The sequence below is a fragment of the Bordetella sp. MIP270_01_BMS genome, assembly GCF_054958705.1.
The window spans coordinates 1,453,706-1,468,346 of record NZ_CM143297.1 but is presented as its reverse complement, the minus strand read 5'-3'; the positions used below and the strand labels follow the sequence as shown (position 1 = coordinate 1,468,346).

The window sequence follows — 14,641 nt, the reverse complement described above, 5'->3', positions numbered from 1 at the left end:
CGATCTATTCTCACCCTGACGGGCCTCGCCAGTTCCGTGGCGCGCGGCCTTCAAGGCCCGTGGCGGGCGCAGTCCCAGGATCCATACGTCACTCTGGGGTGTAGTGCGGGAGGCGCCTGCCAGTCCACCGGATGCGACTGCATCTCGATGCGCAGTTCCAGCTGCAGCACCAGCCAGCCCTGGGCGAGGGCATGTTTCGAGCATGGGCCGGCCGCCGTAGCCGCCTGCCTCAGCACCGCGCGCGTCAGCGGCGACAACGGCCGGATGGGCTGGCTCAGGCGCAAGTGCAGGGTGTTGGCGTCGAAGATCGTGCGCCCCGGCGCGCCGCCGTGCGCGGCATGGTATTCAGCTTGATAGTCATTGCTGGCAACAGATCGGCCGGCCGCGCCCGCTACCGCGAGGCCGGTTCGCGCGTGGTCGCGGATGGCCGCCACAGCTGGCTGCAATACCTCGATCCGCCAGGCTGGCGGGGCGTGGGCGCCATTCGGCGCTGCGCGCGGCTCCTGGACCGCCGGCTGCATTTCGGGTGCATGCCTGGCGTACGTCTGCGCAATGACCGTGGGGTGGCCGTGCTGCGTTGCTGCGGCGCGCGCCGCTTCCAGCAAGGCTACATAGGCTCGCTGGCGAGCCAGGTGCCAGTGTCCGGCTTCGACGGCAAGCATGCCCATCAGCAGCAGGGGCGCAGCCGCAAGGCCGAATTCGACCAGCGCAGTGCCCAGGTTGGATCGATTGCGCACGGTAATGCGCGGGCGACGGGCAAGTGCGAGAGAGTGGGCCATGGCGGGCAGTGTGCCCATGGCGCAAGGCTTCGTCGATTGTGGGAATTACGGCAGGGCCGATTGGTCAGCGTCGCGCCGCGACACTGGGCCGGCTGTTGGTACGCCGCCGGAAGCGGCCATCATTGCCGGCCCTGGGCGCCTGCCCGACGACACGAGCAGAGGCAAGGGCGGCACGCCGTCAGTGAACCGTAGGCGGGTCCTGCTCCGGCATGGGCCGCGCTGGTGCGAACAATCCCGAGCAGTCGACGCGGTCGAACTCGTAGGGTTTGCCGCAGAAATCGCAGGTGACGCGTACCTTGCCCTCGTCAGCCAGAATCTCCTGGACTTCGGTTTCGCCCAGCGTGCGCAACATGCCGGCCACGCGCTCGCGCGTACAACTGCAGTGCCAGCGCACGTCGGCCGGCTCGAAAGCGACCAGCGTCTCTTCCCAGTACAGCCGGTGGATCAACGTGTCGGTGTCGGTCAGCGCGAGTTCGTCAGGCTTGATGGTGTCGGCCAGCATCACGGCCCGCGTCATGGTGTCTGCCGAGGCGTCGCCCCGCGCCGTGCCGCCGTGATCGGGCAGGCGTTGCACCAGCAAGCCACCTGCGTGCTCGCCCGTGGCCTGCAGCCACAGGCGTGTGTCCAGTTGCTCGGACGCTTTCATGTAATGCTGCAGCACCTGGGCGACAGTGTCGCCTTCCAGCGGGACGATGCCCTGGTAGGTCTGCTGGCCAGGCACCTTGCGCCGGGGGTCGAGCACCACGATGAAGCGGCCCTGGCCATCGGCGTTGAGCAGGCTCTGCAGATCGCCGTCGGGAGGCACCTCCTGCCCCTCGCGCACCTTCACGGTCGCGCGCAGGCTGAGATCCGACTGGCATTCGACTACCAGCAGCGCGATGGGCCCCGTACCTTGCATCTGCAGCACCAGCGAGCCCTCGAACTTGATGTTTGCCGCCAGCAATGCGGCGGCCGCCATCAGTTCACCCAGTAATCGTTGCAACGCGGCAGGATGTTGCTGGTGTTCCTGTGCGTGTTTCCAGGTTTCGCTCAGGCGCACCGCCTGAACCCGCACCGTGCGGTCTTCGAACAGATATTTCTTGAGTTGATCGGTCATAAGGGAATCTTAGCCGATCGCAAGATTGGCGTCGCCTTCAGCCCACCCGCTTGAGCACCTGCTTGTAATGACGCGCCCGGACCTCATAGTGGCGGGTGTTTTCGTGCATGCCGGCAATTTCTTCTGCACTGAGCTCGCGTACCACCTTGCCCACGCCGATCACCAGCGAATTGTCGGGGATGACGCGACCTTCGGGAATGATGGCGCCCGCGCCCACAAGGCAGTTCCGCCCCACTACCGCATTGTTCAACACGATAGCCTGCATGCCGATCAGCGCGCCTTCAAGGATGGTGCAGCCATGCAGCATGGCCTGATGCCCGACCGTGACCATGGGCCCGATGTCCATGGCGCAGCCTTCATCGACGTGCAGAACGCTGGATTCCTGAATGTTGGTGCCACGTTGAATGACGATGGGTGCATTATCGCCACGAATCGCAACATGGGACCAGATGCTGACGCCGGCCTGCAGCGTCACGTTGCCGATGACGTCGGCGCTGTCGGCGACGTAGACGCTGGGGTCGATGACTGGCGTGTGATCGTCGAGCTGGTAAATGGGCATACGGCAGTCTCAGGGGGTAGGTCAGGCGTGAACGCCGGCGGCGCGCGCTTCTTCACGCTGGCGCAGCACTCGACGCTGGATTTTACCGGTGGTGGTCATGGGCAGTTCTGCAATGAACTCGATCTCTTTCGGGTATTCATACGGGGCGAGCCTGTCGCGCACGTGGTCTTGCAGAGCCTGGATCAACTGCGCCGGGTCGTGATCCAGGTATTCGGGCGTGAGCACCACGTAGGCCTTGACCAGGGCTCCGCGCTCGGCATCGGGCTTGGGCACGACCGCTACATTCGCTACGGCATCATGCCCGAGCAGGCAGTTTTCGATCTCGCCGGGGCCGATCCGGTACCCGGCGGACTTGAAGACATCGTCGGCGCGGCCGGCATACCACAGGTAGCCATCGGCATCGACGCTGGCCAGATCGCCCGTGCGGCACCAATCGCCCGTGAACTTGGCCTCGGTTGCGGCCTCATTCCGCCAGTATCCCAGGAAAAGGATGGGGTCGGGAAAGCCATGGATGTCATAGCGGTTCAGCGCCACTTCGCCAATCTCTCCCGGGGCCACTGGCTTGCCGTCATCGTCGATGACGGCGACCTGATGCCCCGGGTAGGGCCGTCCCATGCTGCCCGGCTTGGCCGGCCATCGCTGGTGGCTGTTGCCCACCAGGTAATTCATTTCGGTCTGGCCGAACATCTCGTTGGGCGTGATGCCCAAAGCGGTCTTGCACCAGTGGAACACGGTTTCGCCCACACTTTCGCCCGCGCTCATGATCGAACGCAGCGCAAGCCGATAGTGGCTGGCCGGCTCGGGCACGGCCTTCATCATCATCTTCAGCGCCGTAGGGAACAGGAAGGTATTCGTGACCTGGTAGCGTTCCATCAGTTCGAAGGCACGCTCGGGCGTGAAGCGCGCCCGGGTGCCCACGATCGGATGGCCGAAATACAGAGTGGGAAGCAGCGCATCCATCATGCCGCCGGTCCAGGCCCAGTCGGCCGGCGACCAGAACACGTCATTGGGCTTGGGAAACCAGTCTTGCGAGGCCACGAAGCCTGGCAGGTTGCCTATGAGCACGCTGTGCGGCAGCAGGGCTCCCTTGGGCGCGCCCGTGGTTCCCGAGGTGTACAGCAGAATCGCGGGTTCGGATGAGCGCGTGGGCACGGCGCGGAACTCGCCCGGTTGCCTGGCCAGCAGGCTGCGCCAGGGCAGCACGCGCTCGTCGGCGAAACCTATACCTATTACCTGGTGCAGGGCGGGGCAGTTATCGCTGATCGCCAGCAGATTCGCGCTGGACGCGTAGTCGACGATGGCGACGCGGGCCTCCGAGTCGCGCAGACGCGTTTCCAGGGCTTCGGGGCCAAACAGCGGCGAAAGGGGTACCACCACGGCGCCCACGCTGTAGATGGCCATATGAGCCACCGCGGTTTCCGGGCGTTGCCCCAAAACCACACCTACCCGGTCTCCGCGTTCGACGCCCATTTTCACCAAGCCATTGGCGAGCTGGTTGGCCGCTTCGGACAACCGGGCGTAGGTCCACACTTCGCGGTTGCCGGCCTCGTCTTCGTAGTAGATGGCAATGCGACGGGCGTCGGCACTGTTGGCGGCCCAGCGGTGGCAGCACGCGTCGGCAATATTGAATTGGGACGGCACCAGCCAGCGGAATGTTTGGTAGAGCGCGTGATATTGGTCGTTCATGGCCCTATGTTGTTAGCGCGCCGGCGGAATGCCCACGGGGAAGACCGCCTGGGGCCGGGATGCCCCAAGTGCAAGCATGACCTAGAGGGCCGCGAACTGCAACATTCCCGTGCCGCTAACGGGGACGTATAAGGGTTATCACGGGTGCCTGTTCTGGCGGCTGAGTGCCGACGGCAGGGCGGGCAGTGACAGGGGGCGGCGGGCACGGTTGGCGGCGGTCGCCTCACGCCGGATGTGCTGCACGCTCCAGTCCAGCAGTTCCAGATCACCGTCGTGCGATTCGGCAAGCGCGGAAAGACTTTCCACCCAATCGCCGTCGTTGCAATACAGAATGCCTCCGACTTCGCGCAATTCCGGCTTGTGAATGTGACCGCACACCACGCCGTCCAGGCCGCGACGGCGCGCTTCGCCCGCCAGGGCCTCTTCGAAGTCGGTAATAAAGGCCACGGCGTTCTTCACCTTGTGCTTCAAATACTGGGAAAGCGACCAGTAGTGCAGCCCCATGCGATGGCGCGCCCGGTTGAAATGGTGGTTCACCCACAGCGCCGTCTGATAAAGCGTGTCGCCCATCCGGGCCAGCCACTTGCTGTGCTGGATGACCCCGTCGAACTGGTCGCCGTGCAGGACGAGCAGCCGCACGCCACGGGCCGTCACGTGCACGTCTTCATCCAGAATCTCGATGTCGCCAAAGGCGTACCCGATGAACTCGCGTGCGAATTCGTCGTGATTGCCGGGTACGAACACCACCCGGGTGCCGTTGCGCGCCTTGCGCAGGATGCGCTGAACCACATCATTGTGGGCGCGAGGCCAATGCCAGTGCTTGCGCAGCTGCCATCCATCGACGATGTCGCCCACCAGGTACAGCGTGTCGGATTCGTTGTGGTCCAGGAAATCCAGCAGGAAATCGGCCTTGCATCCGGCGGTGCCCAGATGCAGGTCGGATATCCAGAGCGTGCGCCAATGGGTGGGGCGTAGGTCGGTCACGGCGGCATCGTTGCGGCTAGGGGTCATGAAGTGGGATGTGAACATCCCGCCGTGACCGCCGCATGACGTCTCGATGACGACGTTGTGACAGCTGCGGGGGCGACCATTTGTCACCCCCAGGAAGCAGGCACCCGAAACGGCCCCTCGAATGGAACCGAAGACCGGACCGCGCCGCTTCAGGTTTTCCGGCGCGGGGCGTCGCGCAGGCGCGTGCCCAGCAGCCGATCGTGCAGGAACTGGCCCTCAGGATCGAACCACGACCATAAGAAGATGGCGAAGGGCGCCGCCACGATGAACATGTCTACGGACGCCCATTGCGTGGCGGCTGACGCCGCAGAGACGACCCCCGCTCCTGCCAGCACCAGCGGCCAGGCGAGGATATAGCGTGCGATCAGTCGCGGCACCGAGGGCGGGCGGCCGTCGCGGTCGACCAGCCGGATATTCCAGGTTTTCATTGGCAGCGTCTGGCCATTGCGGCGCCAGCACAATATGAAGTACGCACCTATGGCCACGAAAAGCCAGGCCTGGCGCGCGTGGCGCAGCATCAATGCGTGTTTGCTCTGGGTCAGCGTGTCAAACAGGTAGCCGGCCAGGAAAACCACGGCGAACAGCAGTACGGCTTCATACATCATGCAGGCGAAACGGCGCAGCCTGCTGGGGGTGGTAAAAGTGGGAGCGTCGGTCATGGGGGCGTATTATCCCGCATCCGGAAATCGCGTCTGGCTAAAAAAAAACCCACCTTTATCAAGGCGGGTCTTAAAAGGGGCTGTAGCAGCCCCCAAGGGGAAAACAGTACGTGGCGCGCGGGGCTTCAGGCGGCCGAGTGCGCAGCCTTGGCGTCTTCGCGCGCCAGCAACGATTTGAGGCCCGACGCCAGTTTGCGAACGCCGGACGCCAGGGCGCGCATGGGGCGGGGACGGAATTGTTCTTCGATGGCTTGCAACATCAGCTGACGCTCGAGTTCGTCGGTCAGGCGAATGGAATTGGGGTTGATCACGGTGGTTCCAGGCTTGCTTGATTAGAACTGCTACGGGTTAACCCGAATTTTAGGGTTAACCCTGAATAAATGCAAGTGCCTGGTGCGCCGCGCTCAGTATTGGTGCTAATCATGCGCCGAATTGGCGCTTCGTGGTTTGACAGAGCCGGGCTCGGCCCTGTTTGTGGTGCGTTTACAACGTGCCTTCAGGCCGCTCGCGGTAACTCGACGCCACCAGTTCGAACCCGAAAAGCCGGCAATCGAGCGCCCCGTTGAAAAGTGGAACGCGCCGCAGCGGCTTCAACCGCAGGCGCTGGGGAAGGTCGCGGTCGCTGGAAATCGCGTGCACCTGCCACCCGGCGTAGGCCCGCTTCAAGTGCGACGACCACGCGCGCCAGAGGTCGGTTTCGTCGGCCGGCAGACGTTCGCCGTACGGCGGATTGGTGACGATCCAGCCGGTACTGGCAGGCGGAGGCACCGAACGCGCGTCGCCCACCTCGAATCGAATGGTTTCGGAGGTCAGCCAGGCGCGTTCAGCGTTGTTGCGCGCGTACTCGATGGCCATCGGATCGAGGTCGTAGCCGACCAGCGGCGCCTCAAGCCCCGGCAGGATGTGCGCGCGGGCATCCTCTTTCAGGTCCTGCCAGTGCCGTGGATCGTGTCCGCGCAGGCGTTCGAATCCGAAGGGGCGGGAAATGCCAGCGGGCACGCCCAACGCAATCCAGGCCGCCTCGATCAGGATGGTGCCGCTTCCGCAAAACGGGTCGAGTAACGCAGCGGCCGGGTCCCACCCGGCCAGCGCCAGCATGCCGGCGGCCAGGTTTTCGCGCAGCGGCGCCTCACCCTTGTCGAGCCGCCATCCGCGCTTGAAGAGCGATTCGCCTGACGTGTCCAGATAGAGCGTGGCTGTGTGTCCGGTCAGGAACAGGTGCACGCGCGCATCGGGCCGCACGGTATCGATGCTGGGCCGTTCGCCCTCGAGGTCGCGCAGGCGGTCGCAGATGCCGTCTTTGGCCCGCAGATTGCAATAGTGCAGGCTCTGCACCGGGCTCTTGATGGCCGAAGTATCCACCCGGAGGGTCTGCTCCGCGCCGAACCAGCGTTCCCAGGGCACGCTGCGCGCCAGATCGAGAATGTCGTCCTCGTGCGAGATTTCCGCATGGGCCACCTGCACGAGGATGCGCGTGGCCAGGCGCGTATACAAATTGGCTCGCTGCACGCCCGACCAGTCGGCGCTGAAATGGCAGCCCGCCCGTCCCGCCCGCGCATCCGAGAAACCCAGCGCCTGCATTTCAGCCGTCAGGGCTTCTTCCAGCCCCTGGGGGCAGGGTGCAAATACATGAAAAACCTCGGCCTCGCGCGGGGCGCGCGGCATGCGGCGGCGCACATCGGGCTGCGACGCGCGAAATTCGTCGCCGCGCCGGGAGGGTGGCGCGGACACATGCTCGAACTGTTCGGTGCGTGCGCCACGTGCAGGGGCATCGCGGCGGTGCGCTTGCCGGGCCGGACGGTGATCGTCGGCAGGCGGCGGCGCCGGGGGCGACGCGACGCGCACCGCCTTTTCCTTGGCAATTTCCATTTGGGCGGCCGAGCGGGCGCGTGCGCCGCTGCGCGTGCGCTTGCCGTCGCGTACACCGGCGGCATGGGCATCACGCGCCGTTTTCTTGACCGTCAGGGTTTTGCGGCGGTCTTGGTCATCAGAGGACATACGGATCCAGGCCTGTGGCCGGGCAGGGGGTCAGAAGGGCTTGAGCACGACCAGCAGCACCACCGCCACCAGCAACAAGACAGGAATTTCGTTGAACCAGCGGTAAAACCGGTGCGAGCGCGCGTTGCGCCCTTGTTCAAACTTGCGCAGCATCACGCCGCAGCCATGATGGTAGCCGATGATGAGCAGCACAAAAAACAGCTTGGCATGCATCCAGCCGTTACCGGGCCCCATGCCGATGCCATAGCCTACATACAGCCAGAGCCCCAGCGCGACGGCAACAATGGCCAGCAGGGTGGTAAAGCGGTACAGGCGGCGCGCCATGCCGATCAGGCAGGATTGCACGGCCGGGTCGGGCTGCTGCGCCATGTTCACGAACAGGCGTGGCAGATAAAACAGCCCCGCGAACCAGGATGTGATGAAGACAATATGAAAAGCCTTTATCCAAAGCATGGTGGCGGCGTCCGATACAACGAAATGATGTGCGCATTGTAGTCAACTATGCCGGCGCGCAGCGCGCATTCCCGAACCGTCGCCGCCCGAATTCCTTCACCTACGCATCGCCCGCCGCCCAAGGCGTCCGTCCTGTCGGCGCGCGCCCTCCCATCGGACACCGCGCGTTCAGATGACATATTCATCCACGTATGCATGCACGGGCATGGCGTCCAGCGTGTGCAGCTCCAGCGAAGCCGCGAGGATCCGCTCCTGTTGTCGCGGCGGAAAAATACGGGCGAGGTTGGTGCGGAATTTGTCCTCCAGCAAGGGGATTCCGGCCTGGCGACGCCTTTTGTGCCCAATCGGGTACTCGCACACCACTTCGTCCAACCGGGTGCCGTCCTGCAGCTCCACCGTCAGCGCATTCGCGATCGAGCGCTTGTCGGGGTCGTGATAATCGCGCGTGAACACCGGATCTTCCACGCACACGATTCTGGCGCGCAGCGCGTCGATGCGCGGATCCCGCGCCACGTCGTCCTCGTAGTCGGCGGCCGTGAGGCGGCCGAACAGCACCGGTACCGCCACCATGTATTGAATGCAGTGGTCGCGGTCGGCCGGGTTATTCAACGGGCCCTGCTTGTCGATGATGCGTATGCAGGCTTCGTGCGTGCGTATGACGATACGCTTGATATCGTCGGCCGACTTGCCGGCTGCCTTGAGCCGGGCATGAATGTCCATGGCGCATTCCACGGCGGTCTGCGCATGGAATTCCGCCGGGTATGAAACCTTGAACAATATGTTTTCCATCACGTAGCTGCCGTAGGGGCGCTGGAACTCGAAGGGGCGGCCCTTGAACAACACGTCATAGAAGCCCCACGTCTTGGCGCTGAGCGCCGATGGATATCCCATTTCGCCGGTGCGTGCAATGAGGGCCAGCCGCACGGCGCGGCTGGTGGCGTCGCCAGCCGCCCAGCTCTTGCGGCTGCCAGTGTTGGGCGCATGCCGGTACGTGCGCAGACTTTGGCCGTCTACCCACGCGAGCGATACTGCGTTGATGATTTCGTCGCGGTTGAGCCCCAGCATTTGTGCCACTACGGCGGTCGAGGCCACCTTGACCAGCACGACGTGGTCGAGCCCTACCTTGTTGAACGAATTCTCGAGCGCAATGCAGCCCTGAATTTCGTGCGCCTTGATCATGGCGGTCAGCACCGTCCGCATGGTGATCGGCGCCTGTCCCGCGGCGACGGCGGTGCGCGACAGCCAGTCCGCCGTCGCCAGGATGCCGCCCAGATTGTCAGACGGGTGACCCCATTCGGCGGCCAGCCAGGTGTCGTTGAAGTCCAGCCAGCGGATCATGGTGCCTATATTGAAAGCGGCCTGCACCGGGTCCAGCTGGAACTGCGTGCCGGGCACCTTGGCGCCATTCGGGACGATCGTGCCCGGCACGATGGGGCCGAGCAGCTTTCGGCAGGCCGGGTAGGTCAGTGCCTCGAGCCCGCAGCCTAGCGTGTCGATGAGGCAACTGCGTGCGGTCTCGTACGCGAGCTCGCTGGTGACTTCGTAATTCAGTACGTAGTCGGCCATATCGGCCAGTACGGGATCCGGGTCGGGGCGACGGTTCGTGGCGGCGGCGGACATGATGGTCTCCTGGAAGGTCGGGCGGCGCGCATGGCGTCGGCGACGCGGTTCGGTGAAGGTGAGGGCGGGCACGGGATTGTTGACAATCTATTCCAATACGCGCCGTCGTGGCTATAATTTCGGTATCCAAACCCTTTGATTGTCGACATGGGACTCCAGCTCGCCCCCTTGCCGGTGGCGCACGAAGGCGAATCCGAAACCGAAACCCTGTCGGAGCACGTTTTCCGCAAAATCCAGGCCGCCATCGTCAAGGGTGAAATCGCGCCGGGCAGCAAAATGTCCGAGCCCGAGCTCGCGCGCACCTACGGCATCAGCCGCGGTCCGCTGCGCGAAGCCATCCACCGGCTGGAAGGGCAACGTCTGCTGGTGCGGGTGCCCCACGTCGGGGCGCGTGTCGTGTCGCTCACCCAGCAAGAACTGTGCGAGCTCTACCAGATCCGGGAATCGCTCGAAGGCATGGCCTGCCGCCTCGCGGCCGAACGCATGACGCCGGCGCGCGCCGACGAGCTGCGCCAGGTGCTGGAAGCCCACGAGCGCGACGAAGCCTTCCAGGCGGGCCGGGGGTACTACCTGCAGGAAGGCGACTACGATTTCCACTATCGTATCGTGCAGGCCAGCGGCAATCAGATGTTGATCCGCATGCTGTGCGACGAGCTGTACCAGCTGGCGCGCATGTATCGCATCCAGTATTCGGCCACGCCCAACCGCCCCCGCCAGGCGTACGCCGAGCATCACCGTATTCTCGACGCCCTTGCCGAAGGCGACGGGGAATTGGCGGAACTCCTGATGCGCAGGCATATTCGCGCATCGCGTCTCAACATTGAACAGCAGATCGCGCAGGGCAACCTGCCGCGCACCGACGCATGAACCACAAATATCGCAAGCCCCTGCCCGGCACCAGCCTGGACTATTTCGATGCACGCGCCGCGGTCGAGGCGCTGGCCCCCGGCGCCTATGCGGGCCTGCCCTATACGTCGCGCGTACTGGCCGAGAATCTGGTCCGCCGGTGCGATCCGGCCTTGCTCGACGACGCGCTGCGCCAGCTTATCGAACGCCGCCGTGACCTCGACTTTCCGTGGTTTCCCGCCCGCGTTGTGTGCCACGACATTCTGGGCCAGACGGCGTTGGTCGACCTGGCCGGCCTGCGTGACGCCATTGCTGAAAAAGGCGGTGATCCGGCCAAGGTGAATCCGGTGGTGCCCGTCCAGCTCATCGTCGACCATTCCCTGGCGGTCGAGCATGGAGGCTTCGAGCCCGACGCTTTCGCCCGAAACCGAGCGATCGAAGACCGCCGCAACGAAGACCGCTTCCATTTCATCGAATGGACCCGGAAAGCCTTTCATAATGTCGACGTGGTGCCCCCCGGCAACGGCATCATGCACCAGATCAACCTCGAACGCATGTCCCCCGTCATTCACGCGCAGGACGGCGTCGCCTATCCGGATACGCTGGTCGGTACCGACAGCCACACTCCGCATGTGGATGCGCTCGGCGTGATCGCCATCGGCGTGGGCGGCCTCGAGGCCGAGAACGTCATGCTGGGCCGGGCATCCTGGATGCGGCTGCCGGATATCGTGGGCGTTGAACTCACCGGCCGCGTCCAGCCCGGCGTCACGGCTACCGATGTCGTGCTGACGCTGACCGAATTCCTGCGCAAGGAAAAAGTCGTAGGCGCCTACCTCGAGTTCTACGGTGCGGGCGCCGCGAGCCTGACGCTGGGCGACCGCGCCACCATCTCGAACATGGCTCCGGAGTATGGCGCCACTGCAGCAATGTTCTCGATCGACAGCCAGACCATCGACTATCTGAGGCTGACCGGACGCGACGACGCCCAGGTACGGCTGGTGGAAACCTACGCCCGTGAGGCGGGCCTGTGGTCCGATTCCCTGCTCGACGTTCAGTACGAACGCGTCCTGCGGTTCGACCTGTCCAGCGTGGTGCGTACCCTGGCCGGACCCTCCAATCCGCATCGGCGCCTGCCTGTAGCCGACCTCGCCGAGCGCGGCATTGCTGGCGTCGTGCAGTCCGAACCGGGGTTGATGCCCGACGGCGCGGTGATCATTGCCGCCATCACCAGCTGCACCAACACCAGCAACCCGCGCAACGTCATTGCGGCTGGCCTGCTGGCCCGCAATGCCAACCGCGCCGGCCTCTCACGTAAACCGTGGGTCAAGACCTCGCTTGCGCCCGGCTCGAAGGCCGTGGCGTTGTACCTCGACGAAGCCGGCCTGACCTCAGAACTTGAAAAACTGGGCTTCGGGGTCGTGGCCTTCGCCTGTACCACATGCAATGGCATGTCCGGCGCGCTCGACCCCAAAATTCAGCAGGAGATCATCGAGCGCGATCTCTATGCCACTGCCGTGCTTTCGGGCAACCGCAATTTTGACGGGCGCATTCACCCCTATGCGAAACAGGCGTTCCTGGCCTCGCCGCCGTTGGTGGTGGCCTATGCCATCGCCGGCACGATACGTTTTGACATCGAACAAGACGTACTGGGTACCGACGCCCAGGGCAACCCGATACGCCTGAAAGACCTCTGGCCCAGCGACGAGGAAATCGATGCGGTCGTGCGGGATTCCGTCAAGCCGGAACACTTCCGGAAGGTGTACGAACCCATGTTCGGCATACGCAACGAACGGCGCGAGGCGGTCAGCCCGCTGTACGACTGGCGGCCGCAAAGCACCTATATCCGCCGGCCGCCGTACTGGGAAGGAGCGCTGGCCGGCGAGCGCACGCTTCGGGGCATGCGTCCGCTGGCGGTGCTGGGCGACAACATCACCACCGACCACCTCTCGCCCTCGAACGCCATCCTGGCCGACAGTGCAGCCGGCGAATACCTGGCGAAAATGGGCCTGCCCGAAGAAGACTTCAACTCGTACGCCACGCACCGCGGTGACCACCTCACCGCGCAACGCGCCACCTTTGCCAACCCCAAGCTTTACAACGAAATGGTGCGCGACGCCGACGGCAAGGTACGCCAGGGTTCGTTGGCGCGCGTCGAGCCCGAAGGGCAGGTGATGCGCATGTGGGAAGCCATCGAAACCTATATGCAGCGCAAGCAGCCCCTCATCATCGTGGCGGGCGCCGACTACGGCCAGGGTTCCTCGCGCGACTGGGCGGCAAAGGGCGTGCGCCTGGCGGGCGTCGAGGCCATCGTGGCAGAAGGGTTCGAGCGCATACACCGTACCAACCTGCTGGGCATGGGCGTGTTGCCGCTGGAATTCAAGCCGGGCACCAACCGCAATACGCTGGGGCTGGACGGCACCGAAACCTACGATGTGATCGGCACGCGGCGGCCCCGGGCCGACCTTAGCCTGGTAGTACACCGGCGGAACGGTGAAACGCTGGAAGTCCCGGTGACCTGCCGGCTCGATACGGCCGAAGAAGTGTCCATCTACGAGGCGGGCGGCGTGTTGCAGCGCTTTGCGCAAGACTTCCTCGAGGCGGAAACCGGCGTTAGCGATCGCATGGCCGGCTGATCCCCAGCGCGTACGCATGCAGGGGCGGCGCCACTGTGGCGCCGCCACCCCTTATTACCCGACATACCGTCTAGACTTCAGGAAGCCATCATGGTCCATGCTCCCCAGATCAGGATACCCGCCACCTATATGCGGGGCGGTACAAGCAAAGGCGTGTTTTTCAAGCTCGTTGACCTGCCGCCTGCGGCCCAGGTGCCGGGCCCCGATCGCGACGCCTTGCTATTGCGCGTCATCGGCAGCCCCGACCCCTATGGCAAGCAGATCGACGGCATGGGTGGCGCCACCTCCAGCACCAGCAAGACGGTGATTCTTTCAAAGAGCACTCGCCCCGATCACGACGTGGACTACCTGTTCGGCCAGGTGTCGATCGATCAGCCGTTCGTCGACTGGAGCGGTAACTGCGGCAACCTGTCCGCCGCCGTGGGGCCCTTTGCCATTGCCAACGGGCTGGTCGACCCGCAGCGCGTGCCGCATGACGGAGTGGCCGTGGTGCGTATCTGGCAGGCCAATATCGGCAAGACCATCGTGTCGCATGTGCCCATGAGCGGCGGCGCCGTGCAGGAAACCGGTGACTTCGAGCTTGACGGGGTGACCTTTCCCGCGGCGAAAGTGCGGGTTGAATTCATGGACCCGGCCGACGAAGGCGATGCGGGCGGCTCGATGTTTCCGACCGGAAATCTGCTGGATGAGCTCGACGTGCCGGGCGTGGGCACCCTCAAGGCGACGTTCATCAACTCTGGCATACCCACCATCTTCCTCGAGGCCGAGGCGTTGGGCTACACCGGAACCGAGCTGCAGGACGATATCAATGGAGACGCCGCCGCTTTGGCGCGTTTTGAAACCATACGCGCGCACGGCGCGCTGCGCATGGGCCTGATCAAATCGCTGGACGAGGCCGCCTCGCGCCAGCACACGCCCAAAGTGGCGTTCGTCGCCAGGCCCGCCGACTACATCGCATCGAGCGGCAAGCGCATCGCCGCCAGCGACGTCGACCTGCTGGTGCGCGCGCTCTCGATGGGCAAGCTGCACCATGCAATGATGGGCACGGCATCGGTCGCAATAGCCACGGCCGCCGCCGTTCCCGGCACGCTGGTGAACCTCGCCGCGGGTGGCGGTGAGCGCGACGGCGTGCGCTTCGGGCACCCATCGGGCACATTGCAGGTGGGCGCGCAGGCTAGCCTGGTAGACGGCGACTGGAAGGTCACCAAGGCCATCATGTCGCGCAGTGCAAGAGTCCTGATGGAAGGATGGGTGCGCGTACCCTGGGCGCCCCGCGCCTGACATGCCGGGCGGGCGCAAGC

The 14,641-nt window shown here is 64.6% G+C and carries 13 protein-coding genes; 3 read left to right on the top strand and 10 right to left on the bottom strand.

Going from position 1 to position 14,641, the window contains the following annotated elements; translation table 11 throughout:
• Nucleotides 1-50: 50 nt before the first annotated feature.
• The 10 genes from ACV17W_RS06750 to ACV17W_RS06705 all read right to left on the bottom strand — a co-directional run bounded on the left by ACV17W_RS06750 (nucleotide 51) and on the right by ACV17W_RS06705 (nucleotide 9,861).
• Entirely contained in the window at nucleotides 51-797 is a 747-nt protein-coding gene (locus tag ACV17W_RS06750) for a TadE/TadG family type IV pilus assembly protein (RefSeq protein ID WP_462595655.1), read from the bottom strand.
• Between the two features lie 160 nt (nucleotides 798-957).
• Complete coding sequence (gene hslO, locus ACV17W_RS06745) at nucleotides 958-1,875, bottom strand: Hsp33 family molecular chaperone HslO (RefSeq protein WP_462595653.1); 918 nt, start codon at nucleotides 1,873-1,875, stop codon at nucleotides 958-960.
• Nucleotides 1,876-1,912: 37 nt separating this feature from the next.
• Nucleotides 1,913-2,434 (bottom strand): gamma carbonic anhydrase family protein, encoded by a 522-nt coding sequence (locus ACV17W_RS06740; RefSeq protein WP_462595652.1) that lies wholly within the window; start codon nucleotides 2,432-2,434, stop codon nucleotides 1,913-1,915.
• 21 nt (nucleotides 2,435-2,455) lie between these two features.
• On the bottom strand, nucleotides 2,456-4,120 hold the full coding sequence (locus ACV17W_RS06735) for an acyl-CoA synthetase (RefSeq protein WP_462595651.1): 1,665 nt from the start codon (nucleotides 4,118-4,120) through the stop codon (nucleotides 2,456-2,458).
• A gap of 138 nt (nucleotides 4,121-4,258) precedes the next feature.
• Entirely contained in the window at nucleotides 4,259-5,131 is an 873-nt protein-coding gene (locus tag ACV17W_RS06730; RefSeq protein WP_462596489.1) for a UDP-2,3-diacylglucosamine diphosphatase, read from the bottom strand.
• A 149-nt stretch (nucleotides 5,132-5,280) separates the two neighbouring features.
• Nucleotides 5,281-5,790 (bottom strand): RDD family protein, encoded by a 510-nt coding sequence (locus ACV17W_RS06725; RefSeq protein WP_462595649.1) that lies wholly within the window; start codon nucleotides 5,788-5,790, stop codon nucleotides 5,281-5,283.
• 125 nt (nucleotides 5,791-5,915) lie between these two features.
• Complete coding sequence (locus ACV17W_RS06720; RefSeq protein WP_462595648.1) at nucleotides 5,916-6,101, bottom strand: hypothetical protein; 186 nt, start codon at nucleotides 6,099-6,101, stop codon at nucleotides 5,916-5,918.
• A gap of 172 nt (nucleotides 6,102-6,273) precedes the next feature.
• A complete protein-coding gene (locus tag ACV17W_RS06715) occupies nucleotides 6,274-7,788 on the bottom strand; it encodes a THUMP domain-containing class I SAM-dependent RNA methyltransferase (RefSeq protein ID WP_462595647.1) in 1,515 nt (504 codons plus the stop codon).
• A 30-nt stretch (nucleotides 7,789-7,818) separates the two neighbouring features.
• Nucleotides 7,819-8,241 carry a CopD family protein gene (locus tag ACV17W_RS06710; protein ID WP_462595646.1) on the bottom strand — a complete coding sequence of 141 codons (423 nt, stop codon included), beginning with the start codon at nucleotides 8,239-8,241 and terminating at the stop codon, nucleotides 7,819-7,821.
• Nucleotides 8,242-8,409: 168 nt separating this feature from the next.
• Nucleotides 8,410-9,861: a bifunctional 2-methylcitrate dehydratase/aconitate hydratase gene (locus tag ACV17W_RS06705; protein WP_462595645.1), complete on the bottom strand. Its 1,452-nt coding sequence runs from the start codon at nucleotides 9,859-9,861 to the stop codon at nucleotides 8,410-8,412.
• A gap of 147 nt (nucleotides 9,862-10,008) precedes the next feature.
• Here ACV17W_RS06705 and ACV17W_RS06700 point away from each other — a divergent pair, with 147 nt between their 5' ends.
• From ACV17W_RS06700 to prpF, 3 genes are all read left to right on the top strand, one after another.
• A complete protein-coding gene (locus tag ACV17W_RS06700) occupies nucleotides 10,009-10,728 on the top strand; it encodes a GntR family transcriptional regulator (RefSeq protein WP_462595644.1) in 720 nt (239 codons plus the stop codon).
• Nucleotides 10,725-13,340 carry a Fe/S-dependent 2-methylisocitrate dehydratase AcnD gene (gene acnD / locus ACV17W_RS06695; RefSeq protein ID WP_462595643.1) on the top strand — a complete coding sequence of 872 codons (2,616 nt, stop codon included), beginning with the start codon at nucleotides 10,725-10,727 and terminating at the stop codon, nucleotides 13,338-13,340. The genes ACV17W_RS06700 and acnD overlap by 4 nt, the downstream gene beginning before the upstream one ends.
• A gap of 90 nt (nucleotides 13,341-13,430) precedes the next feature.
• Nucleotides 13,431-14,621, top strand: coding sequence for a 2-methylaconitate cis-trans isomerase PrpF (prpF, locus tag ACV17W_RS06690; RefSeq protein WP_462595642.1), 1,191 nt, complete (start codon nucleotides 13,431-13,433; stop codon nucleotides 14,619-14,621).
• Nucleotides 14,622-14,641: the final 20 nt, after the last annotated feature.